This window comes from Mycobacterium sp. 3519A (assembly GCF_900240945.1).
Lineage (GTDB): Bacteria > Actinomycetota > Actinomycetes > Mycobacteriales > Mycobacteriaceae > Mycobacterium.
In genome coordinates, this window is record NZ_OESG01000014.1 from 350,752 (window position 1) to 367,542 (window position 16,791).

A 16,791-nucleotide genomic window follows, 5' to 3' on the forward strand; every position below is an offset into this window, starting at 1 on the left:
AGCTAGGGTCAAGTCAAGGTTCAGACACGATTGAGAACCCCGAGATGGGGATAAGTAGAGATCATGAGCTTGCTGCCCTTGCGTGGGCGCCTACGTGGTGTCCGGCAGATCGGACAGGGTCTGGGGACCTTGGACCGCGAGGTATTCGAGGCGATCGCCGAGTCGCCGAGTCCGCTGCTGGACGCCACCATGCCCAGGCTGACCAGGACGGCCGACCACTCCAAACTGTGGTTCGCGCTCGCGGTGCTGATCGGGGCGGTCGGCGGCCCTTCAGCCAGGCGCGGCGCGACGCGCGGAGTCGTCTCGCTGGCGTTGACCAGCCTGGTGACCAATCAGGTGGCCAAGCGGATCTGGGTACGACCGAGGCCGAACCGGTTGTCGGTGCCGATCGCCAGGCGTGGCCGGCGATCGCCGACGTCGAACTCGCTGCCGTCGGGCCACTCGGCGAGCGCGGCGGCGTTCGCGGTCGGAGTTGGTCTGGAGAGCCCGCCGCTGGGGTTGGGCCTGGCGTTGCTGGCCGGTCTGGTCGGGTTGTCCCGGGTGGCGACGGGCGCGCACTATCCGGGCGACGTGTTCGCGGGGTTCGGCATCGGCGCGGGTATCGCGGTACTGGGCGGGCGGGTGGTGCCGCCGGTGGTGGTCACCAAGATCCCGGCGGCCGATCCGCTGCGGGTCGACACACCGGAACGGCCGGACGGCGCCGGTGTGGTGTTGGTGGTGAATCCCGCATCGGGCGGCGGCACCGGCGTGAAGATCATCGACGAGGTCCGAGAGTCGTTGCCGCAGACCGAAATCGTCGAACTCGGTGAAGACGACGATGTGGAGGAAGTGCTGCGCAAGGCGGCGGAGCGCGCCGAAGTGCTCGCGGTCGGCGGCGGTGACGGGACGGTGGCGTGCGCGGCGGGTGTGGCGTTACAGGCGGGGATACCGCTGGCGGTGTTTCCCGGCGGCACGTTCAACCATTTCGCCAAGGACATCGGCTGCGACACGGTCGGCAAGACCGTCGATGCGGTGCAGCGCGGATGCGTCGCCTGCGTCGACCTGGTGTGCCTGAACGAGGGGCACATGGTGATCAACACCGCCAGCGTCGGCGCGTATCCGACGTTCGTGCAGACGCGCGAAAAGCTCGAGCACAAGATCGGAAAGCCGCTTGCCGGGTTGTACGCGATGCTGCACACACTTCGGCACGACCAGCCGGTGCGCATCGCCTACGACAACAAGGAACTGCAGACTTCGCTGTTCTTCCTTGGCAACTCGACGTATCTGCCGTCGGGTTTCGCGCCGTCGCGGCGCACCCGAATGGACGACGGGCTGTTGGATGTTCGGATCCTGGAGACCGGTCGACGGTTGAGCAGGACACGCATCCTCGTCGCGCTGGCGCTGGGCCGGCTGGAGCGCAGCCCGCTCTACCACGAGATGCGGGTGCCGCAGTTCAGCTTCAAGGCCGTCGACGGGCCGACGGTGTTGGCCCGCGACGGTGAAGTCGGCACGGAGGTCAGCGAGGCATCGTTCAGCGTGAAGTACCGAGCGCTGCCGGTGTTTCGTCCGTTACCGTGACGGGCGGCGTCGGCGGCACCACGAGCAGGCACGCGACGAAATAGGCGTAGCCGAGCGCCCATCCGGCGACGACGTCGGAAAGGTGGTGAACATTGAGCACCACCCTGCCCACCCCGATCATGATGACGAGGACCGCGCCCAGCGCGATCAGCCACACCCGCGCCTGGGGACTCACGATGGGCAGCACGATGGTCAGCAGCGCCAGCACACCGACCGTCACGCCGAGCGCGTGCCCGGACGGGAACGACGTCGAAAGCGCGTGCACCAATGCCGTCGTGGGGCGGGGCCGATTCGCCGCGAGTTTGGCGATCTCGGTGAGCAGCCCGGACAGCTCCACACTGATCAACAGGAACATCGCGACACGCACGTTGCGGCGCGCCAGCGCGAAGACGATCCACACCAACGCGACGAGGCGGAAGGCCGTCGGTCCCAGCACGGTGCAGAACACGTTCCATGCGGTCACCCAGCCGGGATGTCCGAGCGCATAGTCGTGGCCGATGCTCAGCGTCGACGAGTCGATGGCCGCCAGCCAGCCCCAGTTCAGCACGAAGCCGACCCACATCAGGGCGAACACCGCGACGCCCAGCACCGCCGATGCGATCAACCAGTTGTTACGCGGTGTCACCACCCTTCCAGGACTACCACCTGGACGATCTGCCGCGCTGCGAACTGCCAGTAGGGTTGCTGTACATGGCTGTCTTTCTGCGGAAGATGCTGGGGATTGGCAAGCTGCCCGAGGATGTCCGCGCCGAGGTCGAGGCCGAGGGCATCCTGCACATCGCCGAGTTCGTTCCCGTCACGCGGCGGTTCACCGGGCGGGTGCCCGGCATGCGGTCCAAGGGCAGCATCTCGAGCTACGTCGGCTCGCTGGTGCTGACCAATCAACGAGTGCTCGGCACGTTGTCGTCGGTGCCGAAGTTGGCGGGCCGCACCATAGATCAGCGCTGGGACGCCCCGCAGCAGGGCAGTGTGAAGGCTGAGCTGTCCGCCACGGGTCTGGTGCTCGACGTCGACGTCTCAGAAGTCGACGCCCGCTGCTCCGGTCAGCTGTCGCTGCACTACAAGGAGCCGCTGCCCGAGGATCTGCTCATGCGGCTACCCCGCCGATCGCTGGCGTTCGACGTACCGCCCGAGTACATCTTCCGCGCGGTGGGCGTGCCCTACCACCCGTAGTCGACCCGATCGTCGCCGTCTAGACGGTATGGGGGGCTGGGGCCTCACTCAAATGTGATCGTGGGTTGCCGTCAGGAGTGTGGTCCTGGCCGGTAGAGCCACAGATTTGGGAGGCCCCAGTGATCCGTCAGCGTACGAGTGTTGGCTTGGATGTGCACGCGCGTTCGGTGTTTGGGTGTGCGTTGGATGGTGAGACCGGTGAGGTCGTGGAGCGCCGGATGACCCCTGACCACGAGGAGATTATCGGGTGGACGCAGTCGTTGCCCGGGCCCGTGAGGGTGGTGTACGAGGCGGGTCCGACGGGGTTCGGGTTGGCGCGGTCGTTCACGGCGGCAGGGACCGAGTGTCTCGTGGCGGCACCGTCGAAACTGATCCGTCCCTCTGGGGATCGCGTGAAGACCGACAAACGCGACGCGCGGCATCTGGCTCGAATGGTGCATCTGGGCGAGGTGGTGTCGGTCGCCGTGCCGACGGTGGAGCAGGAAGCTGCCCGCGACCTCGTCCGTGCTCGCGATGATTGCCGCGGTGACCTGATGGCTGCGCGGCATCGGGTCTCGAAGCTGCTGCTTCGTCAGGGCATCGTCTATTACGGCGGTGAGGCGTGGACGGGCAAGCACGAATTGTGGTTGCGCCGGAAGCGTTTCGAGGACCGCGCTCTGCAGGCCGCTTTCGACGCCGCTTTCGATGCGATGTTGTGCACCGTGGACCGCCGCGACCGCCTCGACACGGCGATCGCGGCTCTGGCCGCGGATTCGGAGTTCACTGCCGTCGCCGACCGCCTGCAGTGTCTTCGGGGGATCTCCACGCTGACGGCGTTCGGGTTGGCTGTCGAGATCGGCGATTGGCAGCGCTTCACCGGACGCACGATCGGCGCCTACGTGGGTCTGGTGCCTAGCGAGTACTCCTCGGGAGTCACCCGCACGCAGGGTGGTCTGACCAAGACCGGCAACGGTCACGTGCGCCGCTTACTCATCGAATCGGCCTGGCATCACCGTAAGCGCTATCAACCCGGACCGCGGCTGCGCCGCTGCTGGGACAGGGCCACACCAGCCGTCCGTGCCCGTAGTCACGCCGCCAATCGTCGGCTGCACACCCGGTGGGTGCGCTTCGACGAGCGCCGCAAACGTCCGGTGATCGCCAACGCCGCGATCGCGCGCGAGCTGGCAGGCTGGTGCGGGTAGCGGGCGGTGCTCGAGGATTGAGCGCCGACACAATCGTCCAGATGGAACCACCGGTGCAGGCACGCGTCAGACCGAGCGACCCGCGTCCCTTCTATGAGGAGACACGTTGTCCTGCAACGTGTTTACCCTCGATGCTAGACAAGCGATCCGCTCACGCCGAAAGTCCCGTCCTGCGGTAGCCAACCCGCGCATATCAGACTGACCCAGCGTCGACACGACGCCAAGCCAGTCCATCTGGTCAACGAAGCGGCGGCCGCGGCAACCGTCACGGCCGCCGCTTCACCTTGCCTCTTGACAAACCAGCACCCCATATCAGAAGGGTGGGGGTTTGTTGCGTTCGGCGATGTAGGGGTCGTTGAGGCGGCGTTCGGCTTCGATGCTGTGTTGGCGTTGCTGTTCGCGGGTGTGTGTGCGCCGTGGCATGGTCAGCCCGGTGGCCTTTGGCGGGGCGACCGTGGGTGTGGCGATGGGCGCGGTCGGTGCACACAGTTGCGGGAACAGCAACCGGGCACCCGGATAGGTGGTGTAGGTCCGCCCGTTGGGCGCCGACCAGATGAGGGTGCCGTCGGGCAGTTGACGCGCCGACCAGCCCCAAAACGTCTTGAGCAGATGGTGTTTTCGACACAGACAGGCCAGATTCGACGCACACGTCGGCCCGACCGGATAGCCGATCGTATGGTCCAGATCGCAGCGGTAGGCCGGCTCATCGCAGCCCGGGAAACGACACGTCATATCGCGACACCGGACGAAATCGGCCAGCGCCCGCGAGGGGGTGTAGCGCGGTTCAGGCGGCGCGTCCCCGGGGTGAATCAGCGGCCGAATCACCGCGGTGGCGGCCAGTTTGGCCGCCAGCAGCGGCGCGGGCAGGATCCCGCCGCCAATGATCGCCGCCGGGTTGGTGTGCGCCGGCCCTGGCAATGGTTCCGGGGCGCTCACCTCGTCAATCGTGCGTTCCCGCAACGGCTTATCCGAATCGAACAACGGCGGGGCTGCACCGTCAAACTGCACCGGGGTGTCATCCGCCAAGCTGGACTGCTCCGCGGACCCATGAATTACCCCCCCACCCCAAGACGCCGCCGCCGCGGCGGGGCAGTGCGGATCACCGCACTCACAGCCCAGCTTCTCGGCGTAGGTGGCCATCGCCCCCATCGCATCAGCGCGCAATTGATCGACGGTGCGCGGATCCTTACCGCACACCGAGCCGATCAGCGCACGCAGCCGCTCCTTGAGCGCGGCGCTGTGCGGGGCCAGCAGGCTGCCCTCGATGCTGTCCAGGCCGCTGCCGTCATCGCCATCCACAATGTCCAGATGCCGGCCACGGGCGCTGCGCTCGGTGCGCCGCAACGCACCCGGATCGATCCGATCGATCAACGCGTCGATGGCGGTCTCGGTTTTGGTCGCCGACAACCTGGTCCAACTCTCGGCCGCGGCGGCGATCGCGGCATCCAACTCGGCGCGGGCCTGCCGATCGCGCACCAACCGGGTACGTGACACGATCGCGGCCACCAACCGATACGACAGCGCCCCGGTGGCGAACACCGCCTCCACCCGCGGCAGCCGCTCACGCAGCGATATCGCCACCAACAATTGATGCGAGGCCACCCCATTGGAGACGTTCTGCTCGGCGGCCACCTCGGCACTGACCGAATCCCAGTTGTCCAGACACCACTGATCACGCTCGGCAGACCCGGCAGCCGACAACCGCGCCTCCAGCATGTCGGCGCTGGCCGCCAGGCGTCGCGCGCAGGCGACGTTTTCCACCCGCGCCCACGCCCCCACCGCGGCGGCACCCGAGGCACCCACCGCCGCCGCAACCAACGATTCGAACATACTTTCGACAATATTCAGCCACCCGACGAATCCGCCACCACCACGAACCAAGCCTGGGGATAACTTCGTCAGTGAGCCAAAGGGTTGCCGAACCGCGGTGCGCCCTGTTTCGGTGGACCGACGAGAAGGGAGAGGCTGTGACCGCACGACGGGACAACGTGCTGCTCGTGCACTGGCATGACCTCGGCCGCTACCTCGGTGCCTACGGCCACACCGACGTCTCGAGTCCGCGCCTGGACCAACTCGCCGCGGAAGGCATCCTGTTCACCCGCGCACACGCGACCGCGCCGCTGTGCTCGCCATCGCGCGGATCGCTGTTCACGGGCCGCTACCCGCAGAGCAACGGCCTGGTCGGCCTCGCTCACCACGGCTGGGAGTACCGCGCAGGCGTCCGCACACTGCCTCATTATCTGTCCGAATCTGGTTGGTACACAGCGCTGTTCGGCATGCAGCACGAGACGTCCTATCCCGCCAAGCTCGGCTACGACGAGTTCGACGTCTCCAACTCCTACTGCGAGTACGTCGTCGAGCACGCCGCCGAATGGCTCACCAACGCACCGCGGCAGCCGTTCCTGCTCACCGCCGGCTTCTTCGAGACACATCGGCCGTATCCCCGTGACCGCTATCAGCCCGCCGACGCCGACGACGTCGTGGTGCCGGACTACCTGCCCGATGCCGACGACGTCCGCGGCGACCTCGCCGAGTTCTACGGTGCGATCTCGGTTGCCGACGCCGCGGTGGGCCGACTGCTCGACACGCTTGACCAGACGGGACTGGCGGAGTCGACGTGGGTCGTGTTCATCACCGACCACGGTCCTGCACTACCGCGCGCGAAGTCGACGCTCTACGACGCGGGGACCGGTATCGCACTGATTGTGCGACCCCCCAGAACCGCGGCCATCGAAGCTCAGATCTACGACGAGCTGTTCAGCGGCGTCGATCTGCTGCCGACGCTGCTGGAACTGCTCGGCGTCGACATTCCTGCCGACGTCGAGGGCCTGTCGCATGCCCGCAGCCTGCGCACCGTGGACAGCGCGCCGGTGCGCACCGAGGTCTACACCACGAAGACCTATCACGACTCCTTCGACCCCATCCGCGCCATCCGGACGAAGGAGTACAGCTACATCGAGAACTACGCCGAGCGTCCGCTACTCGACCTGCCCTGGGACATCGCCGAAAGCGCGCCAGGCCGGATCATGGAGCCGCTGGTGCACACATCGCGGCCCAAACGCGAACTCTACGACCTCGTCGAGGATCCGACCGAGTCGCACAACCTGCTGGCGGCCGACGTCTCCGACAAGACCGAGGACATCGCGAACGACCTCGCCCTGCTCCTCGACGACTGGCGCCACGAGACCAACGACGTCATCCCTTCCGAATTCGCGGGCACTCGAATCGCCGAGCGCTACACCGAAACCTACCTCCGCATCCACGGCCTGACCGTTACCAGCCGATCTGCGATCGCGTCCGAACGCGGCGTCGAGCACGACCGCCGCAGCGGTCCATAGATTTACTCATTGAGATCGCAATCATCAGCGCTGCCAGGCTATTTGATTGCCGTTAGGCTCACGCGCATGTCGCATCCGACCGCGTATCTGGTGCTCGCCTCGCAGCGCAGTGGCAGCACACTTCTCGTGGAGTCGCTGCGGGCCACGGGGGTGGCGGGCGAGCCAGGCGAGTTCTTCCAGTACCTTCCGACCACCAGCCAGTCGCCGCAACCGCGACAGTGGTTCGAGGGCGTCGCAGACCAATCGATCCTCCGACTGCTCGATCCGCTCGACGAGGGCAAGCCCGACCTCGCGCCGCCGGCGATCTGGCGTGACTACATCCGCACCGTAGGACGCACCCCCAACGGGATCTGGGGCGGCAAGCTGATGTGGAACCAGACCCCACTGCTGCTGCAACGCGCCAACGGTCTAGCCGACCGCTCGGGCACTGGTCTGCTTTCAACCATCCGCGACGTCGTCGGCAGCGACCCGATACTCATCCATGTCTACCGCCCCGACGTTGTGTCACAAGCGGTTTCGTTCTGGCGAGCGGTTCAGACCCGCGTCTGGCGCGGCAGGCCGGACCCGGTGCGCGACTCGCGCGCCGAGTACCACGCCGGGGCGATCGCGCACGTGGTGACGATGCTGCAAGAGCAGGAAAAAGCTTGGCGCACATGGTTCGACGAGGAGAACGTCGAGCCCATCGAGATCTCCTACCCGGTGCTGTGGCGCAACCTCACCGACATCGTCGGCGACATCCTCGAAGCGCTTGGCCAGGACCGGCGGCTGGCGCCCTCCCCCGTGCTGGAACGCCAGGCCGACCAACGTTCGGACGAATGGGTGGACCGCTATCGGGCCGACGCGGCACGTGACGGGCTGCCGACCTGAGCCACCACGAATATCCGACGGAACGGGAAGAACGTCGTACCGTCGGCGCGCGCCGGGTAAGACTCGTCGAGCAAGGGGATCAGCTCGCCGCGGAATTCCTGCCATTGTTCTTCGTCGAGACGACTTTTCACCGGCGTGAGGGCAGTGCCGGTGATCCAGTCCAGCACCGGATTCTGACCGCTCAGCTGGTGAATGTAGGTGGTCTCCCATGCATCGACCGTGCAACCCGCGTCACTGAGCAATGCGGCATAGCCCTCCGGCCCTTCGACCTGTCCCTCCCGAAACGGGAAGTCGTGCAACGGCTCTGACCACTTCGCACGTCCGGCGAGCTCGCGTACGGCTCGGTGCGACGGCGCGTCGAAATTGCCGGGCACCTGCATGGCGATCCACGCCTGCTGCGGCAGTTGACCGGCCCACCGAACCAGCAACTCGATATGGTTCGGTACCCACTGCAGCGTCGCGTTGGTCACCACCACATCCGTGTCGGGTTTCGGCGCCCACTCGCGGACATCGCCGACATGGGCGTCGACGCCTCTCTGTCTTGCCGCGTCCACCATCTCCGGTGAACTGTCCCACGCCTCGATGACGGCATCCGGCCAGCGCTGGGTGAGGGTCGCAGTGAGATTGCCGGGGCCGCAACCGAGATCGACCACACGGCGCGGCTTGTGGATGTTGACTCGCGACAGGAGGTCGTAATACGGCCGCCCGCGGTGGTCGGCGAAGGCCAGATAGACGTCGGGATTCCACATGACGCCAGTCTCGCACCAACGCGACTCACAGTGGGTTCGCAGCCGCGGCACAGCACCGCGCCTGGTAAATACCGGCACGGTATGCGGGTGACAACCGTCGTCGAGCAACCGGCGTCCGCGGGGACCTCCGCGCACACTCCTGCTGCACGCTGGTCGCGTTGGCTGTTGGGCGCGTTGTTGGCGGCGACGGCAGTGCTGTACCTGTGGAACCTGTCGGCCAGCGGGTACGGCAACACCTTCTACGCCGCCGCCGCGCAGGCCGGTGCCAAGAGTTGGTCTGCGTGGTTCTTCGGATCGCTCGACTCGCAGAACTTCATCACGGTCGACAAACCGCCTGCCTCGCTGTGGGTGAGCGGACTCTCGGTGCGCCTGTTCGGCATGAACAGTTGGTCGGTGTTGGCGCCGCAGGCGCTGATGGGTGTCGCGGCCGTCGCGGTGCTCTACTGCGCGGTGCGACGCGCCTTCACCAACCCCGATCACGGCGCCGCGGCGGGACTGCTGGCAGGCGCGGTGCTGGCCGTGACGCCCGCGGCCACCATGATGTTTCGCTTCAACAACCCCGACGCGCTGCTGGTGCTGCTGCTGACCATCGCCGCCTACTGCCTCCAGCGCGCGGCGACCACCGCGTCGTGGCGCTGGCTGACGGCCGTCGGCGCCGTGCTGGGCGCCGCGTTCTTGACCAAGATGCTGCAGGGCTTCCTGGTGCTGCCCGGGTTCGGGCTGGCGTATCTGCTTGTGGCGCCGACCTCGTGGGGCAGGCGCCTACTTCACCTTCTCGGCGCCGTCGGCGCCATGATGGTGTCGGCGGGCTGGTGGGTGCTTGCAGTGCAACTGATTCCTGCCGGTGCAAGGCCATACATCGGCGGGTCGACGGACAACACCGTGCTCGATCTGGCGCTGGGCTACAACGGATTCAATCGGCTGCTCGGTCACCGTCGCGCAGGCAGGCCATCGGGCAGTTGGGGCGGGTCGAGTCCGATGTTCGGTGGTCGCACGGGTTTGCACAGGCTGTTCACCGGCGAGATGGCCAACGAGATCTCGTGGCTGATCGTGGTGGCACTGTTCGTCGTCGCGTTCGGCGGGTATCTGGCCCTGCGTCACGCGCTGGACCGCGCTGAACTGTGCGCGTGGCTGATGTGGGGCACGTGGCTGCTGGTGACCGCGGTGGTGCTCAGCTTCATGGGCGGGATGATCCACCCCTATTACACGGTCGCGTTGGCGCCCGCGATCGCTGCGCTGGTGGGCATCGGCACGGTGTGGTCATGGCGACGGAGGTCCCGATGGGACGGCCGCTTCGCACTGTTCACGATGGTCGCATTGGCTGCGATACCGTCCGCTGTGCTGTTGCACCGCAACGTTTTTGGCCCACGCTGGCTGCCGTTGGCGGTCGTCGTCGTCGCGGTGGTCAGCGCCCTCGCCCTGCTGTGGCACCGGCCGCCTTTGGCGGCACTGGCGGCCGCGGCCGTCGCGGGACTCGCGGGCACGGTCGCATTTTCCTTCGCCACGGCCGCCACCGCCCACCACGGGACGATGCCGACGGCGGTGCGCTCGTCGGTGGTCGCAGGCGGCTGGATGAACGACGAAGCCACCAATCCGCAACTGGCAGCGCTGCTGGCGGCAACGCACACCCCGTGGTCGGCGGCCACCAACGGCTCGCAGTCGGCCGCGGCTCTCGAAATCGCCTCGGGCACTGCGGTGATGGCGGTCGGTGGCTGGAGCGGCGACCCGGCGCCAACGCTGCAGCAGTTCATCGACGCCGTCCACGCGCACAAGATCACGTACTACGTCGAGGCGGGCCGCGGTCCGACCTCACCGGGTGTGCACGGCGAGGTCATCCACAGCACACGGCACACCACGTCGCACACCCGTGAAATCGCCGACTGGGTGGACGCGAACTATCCCGGCACATTCGTCGGCGGATCGACGGTGTACCGCCTGAACTGAGCGCTACCATGCGGATGTGGCCAGTTCGCGGGACTCCGACACCGTGCCCGTCGATCCGCCCATCCCCGTCCCCGATGTGCCCGGCGCGGACGCGTCCGCGCGAGGACTGCCCCGGCGCATCGACCTCACGCTGCGACAACGGCTGATCGTCGACTCGTCCGCGGTGGCCGACATCGGCCTGCGCACGGCGATCGCGTCGTTGCTGAGCGTCACGATGGTGCCGACCCTGCTCGCGTCGGCCCTGCGCCGGTCGCAGGCCCGAGCTGAGCGCGACCACCTGCGCTTCTACGCCGAACTGGCCAGCGTGCGCGACCCGGACCTGTCCTTTCCGAAGCCGACCGAGGCACCTCGGATCTCGTCGCGGCCCGCCAACCCCGTCGCCGAATGGATGGCCAAAGGCCGGGTGAACAACATCCGCTTCGACAGCAGCTTCGAGGCGGTCAATCCCGCGCTGCGCGAACACTGCCGCGGGAATGTCCGCAACAACGTGGTACGCGCACAACACTGGGTGCACGACGACGGCCCGCACCCCACCCTGTGCGTGATCCACGGGTTCATGGGATCGCCGTATCTGTTCAACGGCCTGTTCTTCTCGCTGCCGTGGTTCTACCGATCCGGCTACGACGTCCTGTTGTACACCTTGCCTTTTCACGGTGCGCGGGCGGAAAAAGGTTCACCCTTCAGTGGTTACGGCTTCTTCGCGCACGGCTTCGCCGGATTCGCGGAGGCGATGGCGCAGGCCGTTCACGACTTCCGGTCGCTCATCGATTATCTGGAGTTCACCGGCGTGGACCGGGTGGCGCTGACCGGAATGTCACTCGGCGGATACACCTCGGCGCTGATCGCCTGTGTCGACGACCGCATTCAGGCGGTGATCCCGAACGTCCCCGTCGTCACCCCGGACAGGACCGTCGACGAGTGGTTTCCCGCCAATTACGCGGTCCGGCTACGCGATCTGATCGCGGGCGCGGGCGAGGAAGTGGTGCGGGAGGCCACCAAGTACCCGTCGCCGCTGAACTACCCGCCGCTGGTGCCGAAGGATCGACGGCTGATCATCACCGGCCTCGGCGACAGGTTGGCGCCGCCCGAACAGGCCGAGATGCTGTGGGAGCACTGGGACCGGTGCGCGTTCCACTGGTTCCCTGGCAACCACATCCTGCACGTCAGCCAGCCCGACTATCTGCGCCGGATGACGAAGTTCATGGGCGAGTTCATGTTCCAATGAGCGCGTCGATTCGTTGCGTCGACGAAGGACTCAGCGCGTCGAGTGCGGGACGGTGACGGCCGTTCAACGGGGTGAGGCCTGCGATACCCACCGGCTTGTCCGGCGTGCGGATCGCGCATACCGTCGTGGTGCGCAAATCGGTTGCGCTGCCGCTGATCTCCAGCGCAGTCCACAACTCTGCCGTCGGCACGGCACGGATGCCTTCGAGATCTGGAGCCCGGTAGGCGGCGAGGTAGCCTGCGTCGTCACGAAGTCCGCGCCATTTCTCCTTCGCGCCAGGGCGCACAGGGCCGTCGGCCGAGTCGGCCAGAACGGCGTCCCACCCCGCTTCACGCAGGTGTGCCGCCAACCGTCTGCCTACCACTTCGGCGGTGTCGTGCAGAGGGATTCGCGGTGAGCGGGCCCGCAGGGCGGTGAGGTTGTCGACGGCGCCCAACGTCAGACCGATCCACCTGGTTCGCACACCGTCGAGGTCGCGGCTGGTGATCCGGATTTTGTCGCACCGCACGCCGTAGCGGTCGAGATAGCCTGCGATCAAGCCAACGGGCATCTGGTCCGGCCCGTCGACCTGTAGCAGCACGGTGGTGAACAGCGACGACTGATGCGCGCCCGCGGACCGACCGCGCAACCGTGTCGTGACGAAAGCGACTCGCCACGAAGCGAACAGCACACACACGACGACCACCGCGACCGCGAGCAGCCAGCGTTCGCCCGTCGACCGCCACGGGTACGCCATCGCGGCGGGGACGATGAACAACGACGCCAGCGCCATCCGAGCCGTCATCGGCCCGACTCCTTTCGTCGATGAATGCCGACGGCAACAACTGCAGCCGACAGCAGCACTGCCGCGCCGATGAACGCGACGTTGCGCGGCGTGGTGTCCGCCTCTGGCGGTGTCGGCGGCGCCGCGACCTGCCTGACCGCCGCCGGATCGGACCGCGGGCTCTGCGTGACGTCCCAGGTGAGTGCGGCCACCGCATCCACCAGGCCGGCGCCGACCACATTCGACGGTGACCGCGCCGCACCACGCGCCGTGGCGGTGATCCGGTGGATCACCTCGGCCGCCGTCAGATCGAGAAACCTGCTGCGCACCAACGCCGCAACACCGGAGACGTAGGCCGCGGCAAAGCTGGTGCCACTGATTCCGAACAGCTCCGACTGTTCGTTGGGAAGCCCGTTCGCCAACCCGCCGCCTGGCGCGTTGCTCAGCGAGACGATGTGCTCACCGGGCGCCGCGATGCCGAGCCACGGGCCCGCCATGCTGAACTCGGACGGCATCCCGTTCTCCGCGACCGAGCCGACGGACAACACGAACGGCTGCCACCACGACGGGATCGACACCGACGTGACGTCAGCCCAGCCGCCGGAGTTCGTCTCGCACGTCGATCCCGCGGTCAGCCCACCGCGGATGTTGCCTGCCGCGGCGACGATCACCGCGTCCTTCTGCACTGCCGCGTATTTCAGGGCGGCCCCGAGTTCCGTCTGGTCGACCGTCTTGTTCGCGGCCAGGCATGTCACCGCGGAGATGTTGATCACCCGCGCACCGAGGTCGGCCGCCCGCACCACCGCGCGGGCCAGGCTCGCCACCTCCACAGCCGCCCGCGCCGACGCCGGGTCCGGGCCGGGGCTGCGCGGTGCGAACCTGGCCGACGTCTGACGGATCGCGATCAACCGCGCGCCCGGCGCGACACCGGAGAAGCCGTCGTCACCGGGTTGACCCGCGATCAGGCCGGCCACCAGGGTGCCGTGACCGTCGCAGTCGGTCCGGCCGTCGGTGGATTCGAGGAAGTCGCCGCCCGCTTCGACGTTGGGCAGTCGTGGTCCCGGTTGCACGCCGGTGTCGATGACGGCGACCGTCTGACCGTCTCCCCTGCTGTGCCGCCATGCTTCGGACAGGTTGAGCGACAGCTGGTTTGGTGTGGCGGTGCGGGGATCGGTGTTCGGCAGCACGCCTGTCGTCACGCACTGGCCGCGCTGCGCCATCGGCACCACCGGTCCGGCGTTGCCAGTCGGCGGGGCGGCGTCCTGAGCCACTTCCGGCGGCGCGACGGCACCCGCAGGCGGCCCCGCAGTCACCGCCAGGGCGAAAACGACGGCCAGTAAGCCGATCACCCGCTGGATCACCGGTTCAGCACCAACGCGAAGAGGCCGACGAGGTGCGCCATCACCGGGATCACTGACGCGTCGATCGCCGAGGCGGCGAACCCGACCAACCGCCGCATGGGCAGCGAATAGCTGTCCGGGGAGCCGATCGACGGGTTCAGCGCGACCACCACCCACACTGCGACCAGCACCGCCAGCGCGGCCACCGCCCACCACGCCGCGTCGTAGCGCTCCGTGACGGCGAACGTCACCAACAGCGCGACTGTCAGCAAATAGGAATGCCCGAGCAGCCATGCCTTGCACGGCGCCGAATCCCACACTCGCGCACGCAGAGTCGCACCCGCAGCTGCCGCACCCGCCACGTACCACGCCCACGGTGACGCCGAGGACGGACCGACGAGGGCCAGCGATCCGGTGACCGACAGCAGCACCGAACCGGCGATGAACCCGGTCTGGTGCGCGTCGCTGATCCGGACCCGGCGCGGCAGATCCTCGAGCACCGAAAGCGGCTGCACCGTCGGAGCGGGATCACCGGGCGCGGGGATGACCGGCAGCGGGAACCGGGCCGACAGCGCCGCCAACGGCGCGGCCTGCACAGTGACCAGGAGTGCCAACAAGACCAGGCCGCAGCCGAGCGTCGCAATCGGCAACTCCCACAACGTGTCCGCAGCGGCGGCAAGCAGCACGCCGAGGCCGACCACTGCGGTGGCAGTGAACACCGCGATCGCGCATTGCGCGATGGTGATGCCGACGATCGACCACGCCGTCACTCCTGCGGCGGCCAGCATCAGCTGAGCCGACCCGAATTCGCCTGGCACAGCGAGCAGGAACGCCGCGCACACCGGCACCAGTCCCGTCACCGCCAGCCAAGCGGCGAGCCGCGGTGACCGCAGGCGGCTGACGAGCGCGGCAAGCACCGTGACGGCGGCCACCGCGCTGACCACGAACTGTCCGAGCGCCGTACCGGTCGCGAAACGGTGCGCTACCCCGAGACCGGTGATCACCAGTATCAGCCCGATCACCGAGATGACGGCGCCGCGCTGGATATGCGTTGTACCCCATGGGCGTTCCCGCGCCGCCGAGAAGATCACCGCGGCGTCGGCGATGTCTTCGACGATGCGTGGTGCTGACGGACCCGCTGGCAGCGGCTGCAGGGCGAGCAGATCACCGTCCACCACGCCGACGGTGTCGAGGGTGGTGTCGAGGCTGAACGGCGCGCCGCCGATGGGGGCGAGGCTGAGCAGACCCGGCGGGTCCGCGTCCTCGCCGACCGGCAGCACAATGCGTTGCACCGCGGGCAGGATCTCGCGCAGCGGTAGCTCGGCGGGCAGCGCCAGTTCGGTCATCCGGCCACCGTCGTCGGCGTCTGCGAGCACGGCGACCCGCACGATCGGCATTACAGCGGTGTCGGGCATCGGTTTTCCGTTCTGTCGAAGTCTCGGGCCAGGTTGATGTCGGGAAACCATGACCCGTCGGGAAGCGTGGCGGTGAGGCGGTCGACCGCAGCGGCGATCGCTGTCGGGGTGCCGGAGGCGAAGGTCGACACCCATTCCCCGTCGTACGCCCGTGACGGGCTTACGAGGATGCGGCCTTCGGTGGTGTCGACGATGCTCACGCCGACGTCGGTGGTGATGTGGTGACCGTCGCGGTGTTGCCCGGCGACGATCTCCACGTGGGTCCGGCGCCAGTCGAACGCCGCTTCCACTGCGGCTCGCGCCGAGGACGGTATTGCCAGGAACTCCATCGTGTCTCGCAGGTCGGCCCCGGCCCGTAGTCGTTCGTCTGCACGTGCGCCTGCGCGAGTCGGGAGCGTGAACTCGTCGAAGCTGGCGGGCGACTTGCCGTCCAGCCCCGCCGTCAGAACAGGCACCAGCGCGTGCGGATGGTCGATGTCCATCGCGGTGAAGGTGACCAGATCCGCGGACCGCAGCGCGACGACCGTCCTGCCGTCGGTGCGTGAGACCACGCCACGCAGCATCTCGCCGCGGCGCCTGACGAACCGCATTTCCAGCCACGAAGCGGGCCGGCAGGTGGCCCGAATCCACTGCGTCACAGCAGGATCGACGGTGCCGTCTGCCGCCACCACGCCCAGCCGACTCAGTTCATCGGTCTGTGCCGCCACGAACGCGGCGCGGTGCGCGTGGTCGGTGTACGGCTGGGTGATCGCCAGCACCCACGGGAACGAGCCTGCGCCGCACGCCTCGGCGAGGAACCATGCCGAGTCGACGGTCAGCTCAACTGCATTCGCGCTCACTCAACCCCATTTGGCGCCCTCGGCCTGATCCCGGGCGCTCATCGACATGGTGTTGGTCTCGTGTGTGGTCGCCATCGCGCCGTATGCGCGGACCAGTTCCTCCATCGCGGCGTTCCACTGGGCCTGCCACGCCTGGTAGGTCATCCCGGTGTCGCCCTGCCATCCGCTCGCCAGCGCGGCCTGCTCGCTGGCGATGTCGGCGCCGACGGCGTGCAGAGCGCCTGCGTAGCTTGCCATCTCGCCGGCGTGCGCCAGCATGGCCGGGTAGTTGTACATGATCTGAGACATGGGTGTTCCTTAAGTTCGTAGGTGCAGTTACTTCGTGTTGTTACGTTGTGCTGTGACCCGGGTGGGTCGGGTGAGGTGATGGTCGTTTGCCGGCCTCGTTGGTGCGGCTTGA

At 67.6% G+C, this 16,791-nt stretch carries 15 protein-coding genes; 7 read left to right on the plus strand and 8 right to left on the minus strand.

All coding sequences use genetic code 11. The features are described 5' to 3' along the window. The first annotated feature begins 63 nt into the window (after positions 1–63). Entirely contained in the window at positions 64–1,557 is a 1,494-nt protein-coding gene (locus C1A30_RS22880) for a bifunctional phosphatase PAP2/diacylglycerol kinase family protein (protein ID WP_101950665.1), read from the plus strand. Here the strand turns inward: C1A30_RS22880 and C1A30_RS22885 are convergent. After that, positions 1,511–2,182 carry a phosphatase PAP2 family protein gene (locus tag C1A30_RS22885; protein WP_235010355.1) on the minus strand — a complete coding sequence of 224 codons (672 nt, stop codon included), beginning with the start codon at positions 2,180–2,182 and terminating at the stop codon, positions 1,511–1,513. The two genes, C1A30_RS22880 and C1A30_RS22885, sit on opposite strands and share 47 nt — an antisense overlap. A gap of 65 nt (positions 2,183–2,247) precedes the next feature. Between C1A30_RS22885 and C1A30_RS22890 the strand changes: the two genes are divergently transcribed. Together C1A30_RS22890 and C1A30_RS22895 are read left to right on the plus strand one after the other, a co-directional pair. Next, positions 2,248–2,730 (plus strand): hypothetical protein, encoded by a 483-nt coding sequence (locus tag C1A30_RS22890; protein ID WP_101950666.1) that lies wholly within the window; start codon positions 2,248–2,250, stop codon positions 2,728–2,730. 119 nt (positions 2,731–2,849) lie between these two features. Next, a complete protein-coding gene (locus C1A30_RS22895; RefSeq protein ID WP_200828404.1) occupies positions 2,850–3,911 on the plus strand; it encodes an IS110 family transposase in 1,062 nt (353 codons plus the stop codon). Positions 3,912–4,223: 312 nt separating this feature from the next. Here the strand turns inward: C1A30_RS22895 and C1A30_RS22900 are convergent, their stop codons facing one another. Then, positions 4,224–5,741 (minus strand): HNH endonuclease signature motif containing protein, encoded by a 1,518-nt coding sequence (locus C1A30_RS22900; protein WP_101950667.1) that lies wholly within the window; start codon positions 5,739–5,741, stop codon positions 4,224–4,226. Between the two features lie 137 nt (positions 5,742–5,878). On the opposite strand from C1A30_RS22900, the gene C1A30_RS22905 reads away from it, so the two are divergent. Further along, positions 5,879–7,249: a sulfatase gene (locus C1A30_RS22905; RefSeq protein WP_101950668.1), complete on the plus strand. Its 1,371-nt coding sequence runs from the start codon at positions 5,879–5,881 to the stop codon at positions 7,247–7,249. Positions 7,250–7,315: 66 nt separating this feature from the next. After that, positions 7,316–8,116: a Stf0 family sulfotransferase gene (locus C1A30_RS22910; protein WP_101950669.1), complete on the plus strand. Its 801-nt coding sequence runs from the start codon at positions 7,316–7,318 to the stop codon at positions 8,114–8,116. Here the strand turns inward: C1A30_RS22910 and C1A30_RS22915 are convergent. Then, positions 8,077–8,865 carry a trans-aconitate 2-methyltransferase gene (locus C1A30_RS22915; RefSeq protein ID WP_101950670.1) on the minus strand — a complete coding sequence of 263 codons (789 nt, stop codon included), beginning with the start codon at positions 8,863–8,865 and terminating at the stop codon, positions 8,077–8,079. The two genes, C1A30_RS22910 and C1A30_RS22915, sit on opposite strands and share 40 nt — an antisense overlap. Positions 8,866–8,946: 81 nt before the next feature. Between C1A30_RS22915 and C1A30_RS22920 the strand changes: the two genes are divergently transcribed. Beyond that, complete coding sequence (locus C1A30_RS22920; protein ID WP_101950671.1) at positions 8,947–10,809, plus strand: glycosyltransferase family 39 protein; 1,863 nt, start codon at positions 8,947–8,949, stop codon at positions 10,807–10,809. Positions 10,810–10,825: 16 nt separating this feature from the next. After that, on the plus strand, positions 10,826–12,034 hold the full coding sequence (locus tag C1A30_RS36140; RefSeq protein WP_142392651.1) for a S9 family peptidase: 1,209 nt from the start codon (positions 10,826–10,828) through the stop codon (positions 12,032–12,034). On the opposite strand, the gene eccE is transcribed toward C1A30_RS36140, so the two are convergent. Genes eccE through C1A30_RS22945 form a run of 5 tightly spaced genes read right to left on the minus strand, consistent with a single transcriptional unit; the run spans position 12,021 to position 16,679 of the window. Next, positions 12,021–12,818 carry a type VII secretion protein EccE gene (gene eccE / locus C1A30_RS22925; RefSeq protein WP_235010154.1) on the minus strand — a complete coding sequence of 266 codons (798 nt, stop codon included), beginning with the start codon at positions 12,816–12,818 and terminating at the stop codon, positions 12,021–12,023. The two genes, C1A30_RS36140 and eccE, sit on opposite strands and share 14 nt — an antisense overlap. Then, positions 12,815–14,158: a type VII secretion-associated serine protease mycosin gene (gene mycP / locus C1A30_RS22930; protein ID WP_101950672.1), complete on the minus strand. Its 1,344-nt coding sequence runs from the start codon at positions 14,156–14,158 to the stop codon at positions 12,815–12,817. Before mycP ends, eccE begins: the two co-directional genes overlap by 4 nt. Further along, positions 14,155–15,552, minus strand: coding sequence for a type VII secretion integral membrane protein EccD (eccD, locus tag C1A30_RS22935; protein WP_101950673.1), 1,398 nt, complete (start codon positions 15,550–15,552; stop codon positions 14,155–14,157). The genes mycP and eccD overlap by 4 nt, the downstream gene beginning before the upstream one ends. Next, a complete protein-coding gene (locus tag C1A30_RS22940; RefSeq protein WP_101950674.1) occupies positions 15,534–16,391 on the minus strand; it encodes an ESX secretion-associated protein EspG in 858 nt (285 codons plus the stop codon). Before C1A30_RS22940 ends, eccD begins: the two co-directional genes overlap by 19 nt. Then, positions 16,392–16,679 (minus strand): WXG100 family type VII secretion target, encoded by a 288-nt coding sequence (locus C1A30_RS22945; protein WP_101950675.1) that lies wholly within the window; start codon positions 16,677–16,679, stop codon positions 16,392–16,394. Between the last annotated feature and the right edge of the window lie 112 nt (positions 16,680–16,791).

Bases quoted from the DNA above. Each gene is read 5' to 3' on its own strand.
- C1A30_RS22880 (WP_101950665.1), top strand. From the start codon at position 64: ATGAGCTTGCTGCCCTTGCGTGGGCGCCTACGTGGTGTCCGGCAGATC.
- C1A30_RS22890 (WP_101950666.1), top strand. From the start codon at position 2,248: ATGGCTGTCTTTCTGCGGAAGATGCTGGGGATTGGCAAGCTGCCCGAG.
- C1A30_RS22900 (WP_101950667.1), bottom strand. From the start codon at position 5,741: ATGTTCGAATCGTTGGTTGCGGCGGCGGTGGGTGCCTCGGGTGCCGCC.
- C1A30_RS22910 (WP_101950669.1), top strand. From the start codon at position 7,316: ATGTCGCATCCGACCGCGTATCTGGTGCTCGCCTCGCAGCGCAGTGGC.
- C1A30_RS22915 (WP_101950670.1), bottom strand. From the start codon at position 8,865: ATGTGGAATCCCGACGTCTATCTGGCCTTCGCCGACCACCGCGGGCGG.
- C1A30_RS22920 (WP_101950671.1), top strand. From the start codon at position 8,947: ATGCGGGTGACAACCGTCGTCGAGCAACCGGCGTCCGCGGGGACCTCC.
- eccE (WP_235010154.1), bottom strand. From the start codon at position 12,818: ATGACGGCTCGGATGGCGCTGGCGTCGTTGTTCATCGTCCCCGCCGCG.
- eccD (WP_101950673.1), bottom strand. From the start codon at position 15,552: ATGCCCGACACCGCTGTAATGCCGATCGTGCGGGTCGCCGTGCTCGCA.
- C1A30_RS22945 (WP_101950675.1), bottom strand. From the start codon at position 16,679: ATGTCTCAGATCATGTACAACTACCCGGCCATGCTGGCGCACGCCGGC.